The organism is Streptomyces sp. WMMC940 (assembly GCF_027460265.1).
Lineage (GTDB): Bacteria > Actinomycetota > Actinomycetes > Streptomycetales > Streptomycetaceae > Streptomyces.
The window spans coordinates 6,151,987-6,165,786 of record NZ_JAPZBC010000001.1; the positions used below are offsets into that span (position 1 = coordinate 6,151,987).

The following is a 13,800-nucleotide window of genomic DNA, read 5'->3' on the forward strand; positions in this document are numbered from 1 at the left end:
GTACGGAGACGGCCGGCCGCCCGGGTCCGGCGCCGGGCATGCGCGTACGGTGAAGGGCGGACGCCCGGGTCCGGCGCCGGGCCGCTCACCGAGCCCGGGGCCTGCCCGGTTCCTGATCTTCATGTCAACTCCGGTGCTGCACCAGCCAGTCGGTGTGCTGGGGCGAGACGATCCGCTCGGTCTCGTACACCGCCGACGGCCACTGCTCCTCCGTCACCGAGGTCTCCATCGCGATGTGGATCGCGGCCAGGTCCTCCTCCACCAGGGAGTGCGCCGCGATCAGCGGCTGGTGCCGCCGGATCTCGCTCCACGCCAGACACGCCGCGGCGGCCGCGGACAGCAGTGGTACCGGCTCGGCCGAGTCCGTGACGGAGAACGTGCGCAGTACCCCGAACAGCAGCGCGAGCGCGGTGAGCAGACCGATCGTCGCCGTCCACAGCGTGGTGGCGCGCCGGGAGATCTCCGCACGCCGGTGGTACCAGTTGCGCTGCTCGATCAGACGGTCCCTCACATACGTCTCCTTGCGTACGCTGAAGCCCTTCTCCCGCAGCAGCCGCATCGGGGTGGTGATCAGCTCGCCGGAGGCCACGCTCCCGCCGTTCTCCCGAGGATCCACCCAGCCGACCTTGCGCAGTTCACGGAGCCCTTCCTCCAGCCGGGTCGTGAACAGCCGGTCCGGATCGGGGGAGTCGGAGTCGAACGGTGCCCCGTGCACCGCGTAGCGCCAGCACATGGACCGGACGAACTCCGCCGCGGAGCGGTTGAGTTGCCAGTGCGACTTCGCCCGGCGGCGTGTCCCGCGGAAGCTGACGACGAGCACCCAGGCGTACGCCGACGCGCTGAGCAGGCCCATGAGCTGGAAGGAGTCGCCCACCCTCCCGCGCCAGGGCAGTGCCGCGAACACCGAGCCCAGGACCAGGAGGAGCAACTGCAGCCGGGTGCCCTTGACCGACTCCCGCTGCCGGTCGACGGCCGTCTCGTCCGCGTGGTGGAACAGTGCCGGCAGATCGGCATTTCGAAAGACCATGCTTTGCAGATGGCCGGGAATACCGGTCATGCGTGCCCCCTCTGCGGATTTTGGCTTCACTCGTTCGATGGAATGGCTTGTTCCGTTCGGAGTGGGGCATACTCGCGCAACGCTTTCGTTTCGGCTCTCCGTGCCGAGTTGCTGCGGGTGGCCATGAGAGTAAAGTCGTGCCGCCGACACTGCAACGGTGCCCGGTGCTCCCCCATTAGCACAACATGACCTAGGACGGCCGCCGTGACCCTCCAGACTTCAGTCACCTTCGCTCCTGTGAAGAAGGATCGGGTGCCCCTCACCGAGATCGACGTACGTGACGCCGAGGCGGCCAGGAAGCTGGGTCGTGTGCGCCCCGCGGGCGCCGACCGTTCCGCACGGATGTCCACGTTCAACTCCGCGCTCTAGTCCGGTTCCAGACCGTCCGTACGGCGGGCGGGCTGCCCTAGACTGGCGGAATGACCGGACCCGTGGTCCCCTTCCGCGAGATCGTATTGAAGGTCCACAGCAGATGTGATCTTGCGTGCGACCACTGCTATATCTACGAACACGCTGATCAGAGCTGGCGCACCCGCCCGAAAGCAATCTCTGACGAGGCGATTTTCTGGACAGCTCTGCGACTGGCCGAGCATGCGAAGAAACATGCCCTGCCCTCCGTGTCAGTGATCCTGCACGGAGGGGAGCCTCTGCTCGCCGGCCCCGCCCGGTTACGCCGGGTCTGTGAGGAACTCACCAAGGCCCTCGACGGTGTCGCCGCCCTCGACCTGCGCATTCACACCAATGGCCTCCAGCTGAGCCCCCGCTATCTCGAACTCTTCGACGAGTTCGGCGTCAAGGTCGGCATCTCCCTCGACGGCGACCAGGCCGCCAACGACCGCCACCGCCGCTTCGCGGACGGGCGGAGCAGTCACCCCCTCGTCCTGAAGGCCGTCCGACTGCTGGGTACGGACCGCTGGCGCCATCTCAACCTCGGCCTCCTGTGCACCGTCGACGTCGCCAACGACCCGGTCGCCGTACTCGACGCGCTGACGGAGCTGGACCCCCCGCGCATCGACTTCCTGCTGCCGCACGCCACCTGGGACGAGCCACCGCCCCGGCCGGACGGCTCCCCGACCGCGTACGCGGACTGGCTCCTCGCCGTCTTCGACCGCTGGGACCGGCAGGGCCGCCGGGTACCGGTGCGGCTCTTCGCCTCGGTCCTCTCCACCCTCTCCGGGGGCCCCGGGCTCACCGAGTCGCTCGGGCTCACCCCCACCGACCTCGTCGTCGTCGAGACCGACGGCGCCCTGGAGCAGGTCGACTCGCTCAAGACCGCCTACGAGGGCGCGGCGGCCACCGGCTTCGACGTCTTCGCCCACACCTTCGACGAGGTCGCCGCCCACCCGGGCGTCCGGGCCCGGCAGCTCGGCCTCGCCGGCGTCGGCCACGCCTGCCGCGCGTGCCCCGTCGTCCGCTCCTGCGGCGGCGGGCTCTACACCCACCGCTACCGCTCCGGCACCGGCTTCGACAACACCTCCGTCTACTGCACGGACCTCGAGGCCCTCGTTCGCGGTATCGAGCAACGCACCGCCGCCCGGTCGGTGTCCGCCGCGGTCACCGACGACGGGGAGCTGCGGACCGAACAGCACGAGCTGACGCGGCTGCTCCTCGCCGACCTGCACAGGGAGCTGGACGGACGCGGTGGTGAGGAGTGGGCCCGCGCCTGGGAACTGGCAGGCGCAGTCGACCGCCATCCCGGCGTGCTCGACCCCGTGCTGACCCACCCGTACACCCGCGGCTGGCTCCTCGGCGCCCTGGACGCGCTGCACGAGGGCGTGCCCGGCGCCGTGCTGCCGCCGGCCGCCAGGCTGGCTTCGTCGGTGGCCGCCGCCGTCGTCCGCGGCGGCCTGGACCTCCCCGTGCCGGTTCCGTACGAGGGCGGGACGCTGCTGCTGCCCACGCTCGGCGAACTCCGCCTCGCCGGGGCACAACCGCGCGGCACGGCGGAGGTGCGGCCCGTCGAGAAGGGCCTGCTCGTACGGACCGGCGGCGGCGAGTGGCACATCCCCCGGCCCGACGAACCGGGCGCCGGCTGGCGGCCCGTCCGCCGCCTCGGCCGCGACGGGGCGCCCGACCTCGCGATCGACGACCTCGACCCGTACCGTGACTGCTTCGACGCCTGCGCGCTGCCCCGGCTCGATCACGGCGAGGCGGCCGAGTGGACGGACCGGCTGGCCCGAGCCTGGGGCCTCCTGCGCACCCGTGCGCCCGAACAGGCCGCGGCCGCCGCCGCGTCGCTCACCACACTGACCCCCGTCGACGGCTCCCTGCCCTCGGCCGGACGGCACGGTCTCGGCGCGCTGGGCGTCCCACTGCGGGCCGGGGCCGGGGAGTTGGCACCCCTGCTGCTGCGCGGCTGGCGTCGGACGCGCCTCCGGGCCCTGCTGGAGGTCACCGACCTCTACGCCGACGACGGCCTGTGGACCCACCCGGCACCGTGGCAGGAGGTGCCGGTCCCGGTGTCCGAACTGCTCGCGGGGGCGTACGAACGGACCGGCCTCCGCGCCTTCGACCCGGACGGCGCGGAGGCCGCCCTGCGGGCGCTTGACACCCTGGGCCGCGCCGCGGAACTCACCGTCGGTGGAAAGCGCCTGCTGGCGCTGCTGTGGGAAGAGGCGGACCGTGACCGGCACAGTCGTTGAGCGCGACGGGCTCGCGCGGCAGCTGGCGGAACTCGGGTTACGGACGGGGGAGACGGTCCTCGTCCACGCGGGGCTCGGCGGCACGGGCATGGACGCTCCGGGACTCCGCGACGCCCTGCTGCGGGCGCTCGGTGCGGAGGGCACGCTCGTGGTCCCCGCCTTCACCGCCGAGAACTCCGACACGTCCACCGCCCATCTGCGGCGCGTGGCCGGGATGACACCCACTCAGGCGGCGGCCTTCCGGGCCACGATGCCCGCCTACGACCCGGCCACCACACCCAGCACCGGGATGGGCCGGTTGGCCGAGTCCGTACGGACCACCCCGGGCGCGGTGCGCAGCGCCCACCCCCAGACGTCGTTCGCCGCCCTCGGCCGCAGGGCCGGAGAGCTCCTCTCCCGGCACCCGCTCACCTGCCACCTCGGCGAGGAGTCCCCGCTCGGGGCGCTCTACCGGGCCGGGGCGCGGGTATTGATGATCAATGTGGGCTTCTCCGTCTGCACCGCCTTTCACCTGGCGGAGTACCGAATCGGAGCGCCGCTGCGCCGGTACGCCTGTGTGGTGCGCGGGGCGCACGGCCCGGAATGGACGGAATACCGGGACGTCGAACTCGACGACAGCGACTTCGACGCCGTCGGAGCCGCCTTCTCCTGGAATCTCGAACAGAAGGGACAACTGGGAGGAACGACCGCAACCTTGTTCTCGATCACCGACGCGGTGGACCATGCAGTGGCGTGGATGTCCGAAAAGCGGTGTTGATTGACCGAACGACCGGGTGATGGAGCAAGGCCTGCTCCGGAATGATTGGTCCGCTCGCACCTCATCACCATGGAGTGCGGGTGTTCATACAGGACGGGGGTCGTGTGCACGCGTCATCGCAGCAGCGAGCGGCGGACCATCGGCCGTACTTCTTCTTGAGCTATGCGCACACACCGAGGTACGGGGCGGGCGGGCCGGACCCCGACATGTGGGTCGAACGTCTCTTCCGGGATCTGTGCGGCCATGTGATGGCCATGACCGATCTTCCCGCCGGGGCACCCGCGGGATTCATGGACCGGGAGATACGCTCCGGCGAGGGGTGGTCCGAGCGGCTCGCCGAAGTCCTCGCCACCTGCCGGGTCTTCGTGCCGCTGTTCTCCCCCCGCTACTTCGCCAGCGAGATGTGCGGCAAGGAGTGGTACGCCTTCGCCCAGCGGGAGATTTACCACCAGGCCAAGAGCAACCGGCTCGCCGAGGCCATCGTGCCCGCGCTGTGGGTGCCGGTGCCGCCCGAGCAACTTCCCGGCCCCGCCGAGCGGTTGCAGTTCAACCACCGAGCCTTCGGCGACCGCTACGTCACCGACGGGCTCTACGGGCTGATCAAACTCCGGATATTCGCCGAGGAGTACGAGCGGGCGGTCTACGAACTCGCCAAACGCATCGTCAGCGTCGCGGACACCACCGCGGTCGGGCCGAGCAGGCCGCTCGACTACCGGCAGGCCCCCAGCGCCTTCGGCACCCCTGACCCGGCCAGGCCGCGCAGCACGGGCCCCCGCCCCATCCAGCTGACCGTGGCCGCCCCGACCCGGCACGACCTGCCCCCGGGACGCGACCCCGAGTACTACGGCGACATGCCGCAGGACTGGAACCCGTACTACCCGGAGGCGCACCGGCCGCTCGCCTATGTCGCCCGCGATCTGGTGCGGACCCTCAACTACCAGGCGACCATCGCCTCGTTCGACCACGACAGCACACCGCTCGACAGCAAGCAGCCCCCGACCAGGCCGGAGCTGCTGATCATCGACCGCTGGGCACTGGAGGACGACGAGAGACGCGAGCGGCTCGCCGCCTTCGACGCCGAGAACCGGCCCTGGGTCAGCGTCGTCGTCCCCTGGAGCCGCGACGACCACCAGAGCCGCGGCGCCGAGGGCGAGCTCAGCGCCAAGCTCGAACAGACCCTGCCGACCAAGCTCAGCCAGGGCCGCGCCGCCTGCCGCGCCGCCGCCCGCGGCGTACCGAGCATGGAGGCCTTCGGCCAGATCCTCCCGCAGGTCGTGGAGGCGGCCGCCCAGCAGTACCTGCGCCACGCCCAGGTCTATCCGCCCGCCGGCGGCAGCCACACCGAACGTCCGAGGCTGCGCGGCCCCATGGCGGCCGAGTACGCCACCACGCACTACATCCCCGACACGCTCGACCACGCGCCGGATGCGGAGGACACGGATGACAGCCAGTCGTGACGGACGCATCGTCACGTTCTACTCGTACAAGGGAGGCACCGGGCGCACGATGGCCATGGCCAACACCGCCTGGATACTCGCCGCCAACGGCAAGCGGGTCCTCGCCGTCGACTGGGACCTGGAAGCCCCCGGCCTGCACCGCTTCTTCCACCCCTTCCTCGACCCGTCCACGCTCGGCGCCACCACCGGTGTCATCGACCTGATCACCGAGTACGCCTGGGCCGCGACGAGCCCCGTGCAGCGTCCCGACGACTGGCACCGGGACTACGCCCGCATCCAGCCGCACGCCGTCTCCCTCACCCCCGAGAACCTCGGCTGGGAGTTCCCCGAGGGCGGCACACTCGACTTCGTCTCCGCGGGCAAGCAGAACCGCGAGTACTCGGCGACCGTCTCCACCTTCGACTGGGACAACTTCTACGACCGGCTGGGCGGCGGGCACTTCTTCGACGCCCTGCGCGACGACATGAAGGCCAACTACGACTACGTCCTCATCGACAGCCGCACCGGTCTCAGCGACATCGCCGACATCTGCACCGTCCACCTCCCGGACGTCCTCGTCGACTGCTTCACCCTCAGCGACCAGTCCATCGACGGCGCCGCCGCCGTCGCCCGCCAGATCGACGAGCGCTACGGCGGCCGCGGCATCCGCGTCCTCCCCGTCCCCATGCGCATCGACGAGGGCGAGAAGGAGAAGGCCGACGCCGGACGGGCCCTCGCCCGGCTGAAGTTCGACCGTTTCCCCACCGGGCTCGCCGGTGACGAACTCACCTCCTATTGGGGCGCGGTGGAGATCCCGTACCGCCCCTACTACGCCTACGAGGAGACCCTCGCCACCTTCGGCGACGAGGCCGGACTCACCAACTCCCTGCTCTCCGCCTTCGAACGGCTCACCGCCGTCGTCACCGAAGGGGAGATCACCACGATGCCCACCGTCGGCGAGGAGACCAGGCTCCGGATCAGGGACGCATTCACCCGACGCCGCCCCGCGCTGCCCGCCGACCTGTTCCTCAGCTACGTCGCAGAGAACCGCATGTGGGCCGACTGGATCGAGTCCGTCCTCACCCGCGCCGGCTTCCGGGTCGTCCCGCGCGACGTCTCCGCGGAACCGCCCGAGGACGGCTCCGCCGTCCTCGCCCCCGAGAACGCCGCCCGCACCGTCGTCCTCCTCTCCAGCGCCTACCTCAAGTCCGCCCGCGCCGTGGAGGTGTGGGAGCGTGCCGCGGCCGAGGACCCGGGCGGCGGCCGCGGCCGCCATCTGCTGCCGCTGCGCGTCGGCGACGTACGCCTCACCACCCCCTACATCGACCGCAACCCCGTCGACCTCTTCCGCCTCGACGAGGTGCACGCCACCAGCGCACTGCTGCGCGCGCTCGACCGGCCGGTCCAGCTCACCGACGGGGTCGCGCCCGGTCCGCGGTTCCCCGGCACCGTCCCCAAGATCTGGAACGCGCCCGCCCGCAACCCCGGCTTCACCGGCCGCTCCGTCGTCCTGGAGCGGATGCGCGACCAGCTAGGCGGCGGCATGGCCGTCGTGCTGCCGCAGCCTCAGACCCTGTACGGCCTCGGCGGTGTCGGCAAGACCCAGGTGGCCCTCGAGTACGTGCACCGCTTCATGGCCGACTACGACCTGGTCTGGTGGATCTCCTCCGAGCAGACCGACGACGTCGTCGCCGGGCTCGCCGAACTCGCCACCCGGCTCGGCGCGCAGGGCGGCGAGGACATGGCCGCCGCCTCCCAGGAGGCGGTCGACCTGCTCCGGCGCGGGGTGCCGACCTCCCGCTGGCTGCTGGTCTTCGACAACGCCGACGACCCGGAGCAGCTGAAGCGGTTCTTCCCCACCGGCGGCCACATCCTCGTCACCTCCCGGAACCAGACCTGGTCCCAGTACGGCGACGCCCTTCCGGTCGACGTCTTCCTGCGCGAGGAGTCCGTCGAGCACCTCCAGCGCCGCGCGCCCGGGCTCACCCCGCAGGACGCCGACCAGGTCGCCGCCGCCGTCGGCGATCTGCCGCTCGCCGTCGAACAGGCCGCGGCCTGGATCGCCGAGACCGCCACACCCGTCGCCGCCTACCTGGAGCAGCTCGCCCGGCAGGCGCCCAGCGTCCTCGCGCTCAACCAGCCCGCCGGCTACCCGGAGCCGGTCGCCGCGACGTGGAACGTCTCCATCGAACGCCTCAAGGAGCGCTCCCCGGCCGCCGTGCGGCTGCTCCAGCTCTGCGCCTTCTTCGCCCCCGAGCCGATCTCCGCGAACCTCCTCTACAGCAAGGAGATGATCGAGGCGCTCAAGCCGTACGACGCCTCCCTCCAGGAGAAGCTCGTACTCGGCCGCGTCATCCGCGAGATCGGCCGGTTCGCCCTCGCCAAGGTCGACCAGGTGTCCAACTCCATCCAGGTGCACCGGCTGGTCCAGGCCGTCATCCGGGCCCAGCTCAGCGACGAGGAGCAGCGGGACGCCCGGCACGCGGTCCACCGCATCCTCGCCGGCGCCCGCCCCGACGACGACGAGCCGATCGACAACCCCGAGACCTGGCCGCGGTTCAACACCATCTGGCCGCACCTCGGCCCCTCCGAGGCCCGCTACTGCAAGGAGCCCGAGACCCGCCGGCTCCTCATCGACCGGGTGCGCTACCTCTGGAAGCGCGGCGACTGGCAGGCCGCCGGAGCCCTCGGTGACGATCTGCGTGAAGCCTGGCGCGAGATGCTGGGCAACGACGACCTGCAGTACCTGTACCTGCGCTTCCACCTCTCCAACATCTTCCGCTCGCAGGGTCGTTACGTGGAGGCCAGGGATCTGGACGAGGTCACCCTGGAGCGCCAGCGCGCCGTGCTCGGTCCGTCCCACCCGCACACGTACATGACCACCAGCGGTCTGGCGATGGACCTCGGCACGCTCGGCCAGTACGGCAAGGCCATGGAACTGGCCACCGAGGCGCACGAGGGGTTCAGCCAGATCTTCCACGAGTCCCACCCGCGGACCCTGGCCGCCGCCAACAACCTGGCGCTGAACCTGCGCATGGTCGGCCAGTACGCACGGGCCCGCGAGATCGACCAGGACGTCTTCGACCGCCGTACCGAGGTGCTCGGCCCCGATCACCCGTACACGCTCTCCTCGGCCACCTCACTCGCCCGCGACCTGCGCGAGGTCGGCCGGTACGAGGACTCCGTCAGCCTGCTCAGCCGCACCTACGAGAGCTACAAGCAGACCCTCGGCCGCGCCTTCCCCGGCACCCTCGCCGCGGGCAAGAGCCTCGCCGTCTCCCTGCGGCGGGCCGGCCGGCTGGAGGACGCCCGCCGGCTGACGACGGCCACCCGCAACCGCTATCGCGCCAAGTACACCTCGGCCAACCCGGACTCGCTCGCCTGTGATCTGAACCTGGCGGCCGACCTCTTCGCGGCCGGGGAGCCGGTCGCGGCGCGGGACCTCGCCCAGGAGGTCGTCGACCAGTACACGAAGGTGCCGGGCGAGAAGCACCCCTACACCCTCGCCGCGATCAACAACCTGGGCATCTACCAGTGGGGCTGCGGCGACCCCGAGACGGCGGAGCAGCTGCTCGTCGCCGCCGTCCGCCGGATGACCGACGTCCTCGGCACTGCGCATCCGCACACGCTGTTCTGCACCGTCAACCTCGCCAACGCGCGTGCCGACCTCGGTGAGTTGGAGTCGGCGCTGGAGACCGAGCGGCGGGCGGTGCCGAAGCTGCGCGAGGTCCTGGGCGCCCACCACCCCGAGGTCCTCGCGGTCTCCTCCAACATCGCCGTCACCCTCGGCGGGCTGGGCCGCAAGGACGAGGCGGCGGCGCTGCGGACGGAGACGGCGGAGGAACTCGCCCGGCTGCTGGGCGAGGAGCACGCGCTGACCCGGATCGCCCGGGACGAGCGCAGGACTCACCGCGACCTGGAGCCACTGGCCGTCTGACCGTGCGGGGGTCCGCCCCTGCGCGGGCCGGCGGGTCCCGCACGGTCAGGACGGCGCCGGCCGCACGGCCGGCTCGCGGCGCCGGGCGGCATCCGCCGTCGGGCCCTTGCGGGACCCGCCGTGCCCGGCCTGGCGCTCCCCGGACCGGAGTGCTCAGGCCCGCTCACTCGCCGGGGACCCCCGGGTGGTCCTCCAGCAGCCAGGTGAGGATCCGGGGGAGTGCGTGCAGCGCGTCGAAGTGGGCGGCCGCCGGTTCCAGTACGGCCGTCACCCCCGGGATGCGCTGCGCCAGCCAGCGGGAGTGGCCGACCGGTGAGAAGACGTCCTTCTCGCCGTGCCACAGGAGCACGGGCGCGGTGATGCCGGCGGGGTCGAAACCCCAGGGGCTGCAGAAGGCAAGGGCGTCGTCGATCCAGCCGTACGCCGAAGTGCGCAGCGCCTCCTGGTAGTTGCGCAGGAGCATCGACCGTACGCCGGCGTCCGCGACGACCATCCGGTCCGAGTCGGTGAGCTCCCTGCGCAGATCGTCGAGGAGTCGGACCGGGTCGCGCCGGATCTCCGCCGAGCGCATGATGAACCGCGCCGTGAGCCCGTCGGGGTCGACGGTGGCCCTCGTGTACTCGAGCACGTTCGACGCGGCCATGCCCTCGAACCAGTCCAGGCCGTCCGCGTCCCGCGGTGCGAGCGTCACCAGCGCGGCGGCCCTGGTGACCCGTTCGGGCAGCAGTGCCGCACAGGCCAGGGCGTGCGGTGCGCCGCCCGAGCGGCCCACCACGGCGAACCGGTCGAGCCCCAGCGCGTCGGCGATCGCCCGTACGTCCTCGACCACGTCCGCCACACTGCGGCCGGCCAGCCGGTCGGAACCGCCGTATCCCGGCCGGTCGTAGGCGATCAGCTGCATTCCGCGCTGGTACAGCACCATGCCGCGCGGCGCCGGTCCGAGACGGCTGCCCGGGGTGCCGTGCAGCAGGAAGACCGGTCTGCCCCGCGGGTCTCCCAGGCGCTCCACCATCAGATGCCGCCCGTCCGACGCGTGCACCCGACGTCGCACCCGTCGCCTCCTTCGTCGTGGGCCTGTTCGGATCAGGACATTGCCGCAGATTCCGTAAGTGCCGTGCACATGTGCCATGTACAGCAATACTGTCCTGGCATTCCCTGCCCCCTTGATGATTACCCGTCGGGGCGAGGCCGGCGTAAGTCGCCAATGAGCCCGTTCGGCGTGGGGATTCGGACAGGACTAGTCCTTACGTGCTGCCCATGGGCCGGTGGCAACGGGTGTTCGCAAACGGAATCGACCTGTATGGACCCGGGGTCGTGAAGAAGCAGAGGGCGCATTGTCGGCGTCGTGTGCGCGTCCTGAAGTCGACCTTGTGTGCTACCGGCGCGTATCGGAATAGTGGGCGCCCGATCCTCCGCGTCCGGGTACCCCACTTGCCCGTTCGCGGCCCCCCACAGGAGGTCCTACGTGAAGCACCGACGCATACCCAAGAGGCGCGCGGCGATGGCAGGTGGAGCCGTCGCCGCCCTCGTGGCGGCCGGCGTCACCTTCCAGACTGCGAACGCCGGCGAGGACGCGCCCGCGGTCACGGTGAAGACGCTCTCGGCCTCGGCGGCCGGAAACCTCGCCTCGACACTCAACAAGAGCCTGGGCGGCGACGCGGCCGGCGCCTACTACGACGCCGAGGCCAAGGCCCTCGTGATGAACGTGGTCGACGAGGCGGCGGCGGCCGCCGTCCGCGAGGCCGGAGGCAAGGCGAGAGTCGTCGAGAACTCGCTGGCCGAGCTGAGGACCGCCCGGCAGACCCTCACTGACCGGGCCACCATCCCGGGCACCTCGTGGGCCACCGACCCGGTGACCAACAAGGTGGTCGTCACGGCCGACCGTACGGTCGAGGGTGCGGACCTGACGAAGCTCCAGGCGGTCGTGAAGGGCCTCGGGGCGAAGGCGGAGCTGAGGAAGACGGCCGGGGAATTCAAGCCCTTCGTCGCCGGCGGCGACGCCATCCACAGCGGCGGCGGCCGCTGTTCGCTCGGGTTCAACGTCGTCAAGGACGGCGCGCCGCACTTCATCACGGCCGGCCACTGCGGTGAGACCGGCAGTGAGTGGTCGGACTCCGCGGGCGGCGCCGCAATCGGCAGCATGGTCGACTCGCAGTTCCCCGAGAACGACTTCGCGCTCGTCAAGTACAGCGGCGACACCGCCCACCCGAGCGAGGTCAACCTCTACGACGGCAGCACGCGGCAGATCACCAAGGCGGGCGACGCGACCGTCGGCATGCAGGTGACCCGCAGCGGCTCGACCACCCAGGTCCACGACGGCGAGGTCACCGGGCTCGACGCCACCGTGAACTACGGCAACGGCCAGATCGTCAACGGCCTCATCCAGACGAACGTCTGTGCCGAGCCCGGCGACAGCGGCGGCTCGCTCTTCGCCGGCGACGCCGCGATCGGTCTGACCTCCGGCGGCAGCGGCGACTGCTCCGCGGGCGGCGAGACGTTCTTCCAGCCGGTCACGGAGGCGCTTCAGGTCCTCGGCGCCGAGATCGGCTGACCCGACCGGTGCGGCGCCACTTGCGGGCGCCGATCGGCTGACCCCGGCGGTCACGGCGCCGCTTGCGGGCGCCGCCCGGCGGAGCACCGACCCGGCGGAGCACCGACCCGGCGGAGCACCGACCCGGCGGAGCGCGTCCGGCAGAGCGGTCCGCGGACGGGCGCCGCCCGGCGGAGCGACCTCCCACGGGGCACCACCGGGCAGGGCGACCTCTGAAGAGCACCGCCTGGCACGGCAGCCCGAGGCCCGGTCCGTCCCTCAGGGACGGGCCGGGCCCCGGCCGCCCCGCGCGCGCAACGCCTGGCGAACCGACCAGACGACCGACACCAGCGGTACGGCGACCACCGCGCCGATCACCCCGGCGGCGATCGCCCCCGCCACGACCGAGAGCGCCACGACGAGCGGATGCAGCCGTACGGCCCAGCTCAGCACGATCGGGTGCAGTACATGCCCCTCGATCTGACCGATGACCACGATCAGTGCCATGACGACCGCGGCGATGACCGGGCCCTTGGACGCCAGTGCCACGACCGCGGCGACGGCGAGCGCGATGGGCGAGCCGATGAGCGGGATGAACGCGGCGAAGAACTCCAGCAGCGCCAGCGGCACGGCGAGCGGTACGCCGAGCGCGTACAGCGCCACGCCGACCAGGACGGCGTTGGTCGCCGCCACCAGGACGATGCCGTGCGTGTAACCGGTGAAGGTGCGCCACCCCGCACGGCCCGCCACCGACACCCGGTCCCGCGCGGAGAGCGGCAGCTGGGAGCAGAACCAGTGCCAGTGCCGGTCGCCGGAGTGCAGGAAGAACACCGCGCAGAACAGCCCGAGCGCCAGTGTCGTCAGCACCTCCACCAGTCGGCCCGCGCCGCTGAGGGCCGTACTGATCACTGTGGACCGATGGCTGGAGAGGAACCGGCCGATCCGTGACTGGAGATCGCTGAGCGCCTCCGGGTTCAGCCGGAACGGCGGCTGCTCCAGCCAGCGCTCGATCCTCTCGATCCCGGTGCCGAACTCGTGCTGCAGCACGGTCCGCTCGCCGGCGACGGTCTCGGCCACCAGGGCCAGCACGCCGAGGACGAGGGCGATGCTGCCGATCAGCGCGATGGTCACGGCGAGGGGTCGCGGCAGCCGGCGGGTCAGCAGATCGACCACCGGCCGGAGCATCGCGGTGCCCACGAGACCGAGGAAGACGGCCACGCCGATCTCGTGGAACCGCCCGAGGACCCAGAAGACGGCGTACACGAGGGTGCCCACCACCAGCAGCCGCCAGGCGTAGGCGGCGCCCGTCCGCAGGACGGGCGCCACCGGCGGCTCGGCCGGGGTGGGCGGGCCGGGCGCCGGGCGGGCGTCACCGCGCGCGCCGCCGCGCGCCGCGCGGATCCGGCGCCGGGGGTGGGCGGATCGTGTGGGCATTGCCCGG

Annotated in this window: 9 protein-coding genes; 6 read left to right on the plus strand and 3 right to left on the minus strand. The window is 71.7% G+C overall.

Annotation, left to right across the window (positions count from 1 at the left end; all coding sequences use genetic code 11):
* Positions 1-124 precede the first annotated feature (124 nt).
* The gene (locus O7595_RS27110; RefSeq protein ID WP_269732644.1) at positions 125-1,027 is read right to left on the minus strand and encodes a DUF4231 domain-containing protein; all 903 of its coding nucleotides are present in this window, start codon (positions 1,025-1,027) and stop codon (positions 125-127) included.
* A 267-nt stretch (positions 1,028-1,294) separates the two neighbouring features.
* Between O7595_RS27110 and fxsA the strand changes: the two genes are divergently transcribed.
* The 5 genes from fxsA to fxsT all read left to right on the plus strand — a co-directional run bounded on the left by fxsA (position 1,295) and on the right by fxsT (position 9,829).
* The gene (gene fxsA / locus O7595_RS27115) at positions 1,295-1,426 is read left to right on the plus strand and encodes an FxSxx-COOH cyclophane-containing RiPP peptide (RefSeq protein ID WP_269731218.1); all 132 of its coding nucleotides are present in this window, start codon (positions 1,295-1,297) and stop codon (positions 1,424-1,426) included.
* Positions 1,427-1,476: 50 nt separating this feature from the next.
* On the plus strand, positions 1,477-3,699 hold the full coding sequence (gene fxsBH, locus O7595_RS27120; RefSeq protein ID WP_269731219.1) for a radical SAM/SPASM protein FxsBH, inactivated beta-hydroxylase extension form: 2,223 nt from the start codon (positions 1,477-1,479) through the stop codon (positions 3,697-3,699).
* Entirely contained in the window at positions 3,680-4,456 is a 777-nt protein-coding gene (locus tag O7595_RS27125; protein WP_269731220.1) for an aminoglycoside N(3)-acetyltransferase, read from the plus strand. Before fxsBH ends, O7595_RS27125 begins: the two co-directional genes overlap by 20 nt.
* A gap of 80 nt (positions 4,457-4,536) precedes the next feature.
* Positions 4,537-5,913, plus strand: coding sequence for an FxsC protein (gene fsxC, locus O7595_RS27130; RefSeq protein WP_269731221.1), 1,377 nt, complete (start codon positions 4,537-4,539; stop codon positions 5,911-5,913).
* Positions 5,897-9,829 (plus strand): FxSxx-COOH system tetratricopeptide repeat protein, encoded by a 3,933-nt coding sequence (gene fxsT, locus O7595_RS27135; protein ID WP_269731222.1) that lies wholly within the window; start codon positions 5,897-5,899, stop codon positions 9,827-9,829. Before fsxC ends, fxsT begins: the two co-directional genes overlap by 17 nt.
* Positions 9,830-9,992: 163 nt before the next feature.
* On the opposite strand, the gene O7595_RS27140 is transcribed toward fxsT, so the two are convergent.
* Positions 9,993-10,880: an alpha/beta fold hydrolase gene (locus tag O7595_RS27140; protein WP_269731223.1), complete on the minus strand. Its 888-nt coding sequence runs from the start codon at positions 10,878-10,880 to the stop codon at positions 9,993-9,995.
* 414 nt (positions 10,881-11,294) lie between these two features.
* On the opposite strand from O7595_RS27140, the gene O7595_RS27145 reads away from it, so the two are divergent.
* Positions 11,295-12,380, plus strand: coding sequence for a S1 family peptidase (locus tag O7595_RS27145; protein ID WP_269731224.1), 1,086 nt, complete (start codon positions 11,295-11,297; stop codon positions 12,378-12,380).
* A 258-nt stretch (positions 12,381-12,638) separates the two neighbouring features.
* Here O7595_RS27145 and O7595_RS27150 read toward each other — a convergent pair whose 3' ends face one another.
* On the minus strand, positions 12,639-13,793 hold the full coding sequence (locus O7595_RS27150) for an AI-2E family transporter (protein WP_269731225.1): 1,155 nt from the start codon (positions 13,791-13,793) through the stop codon (positions 12,639-12,641).
* Positions 13,794-13,800: the final 7 nt, after the last annotated feature.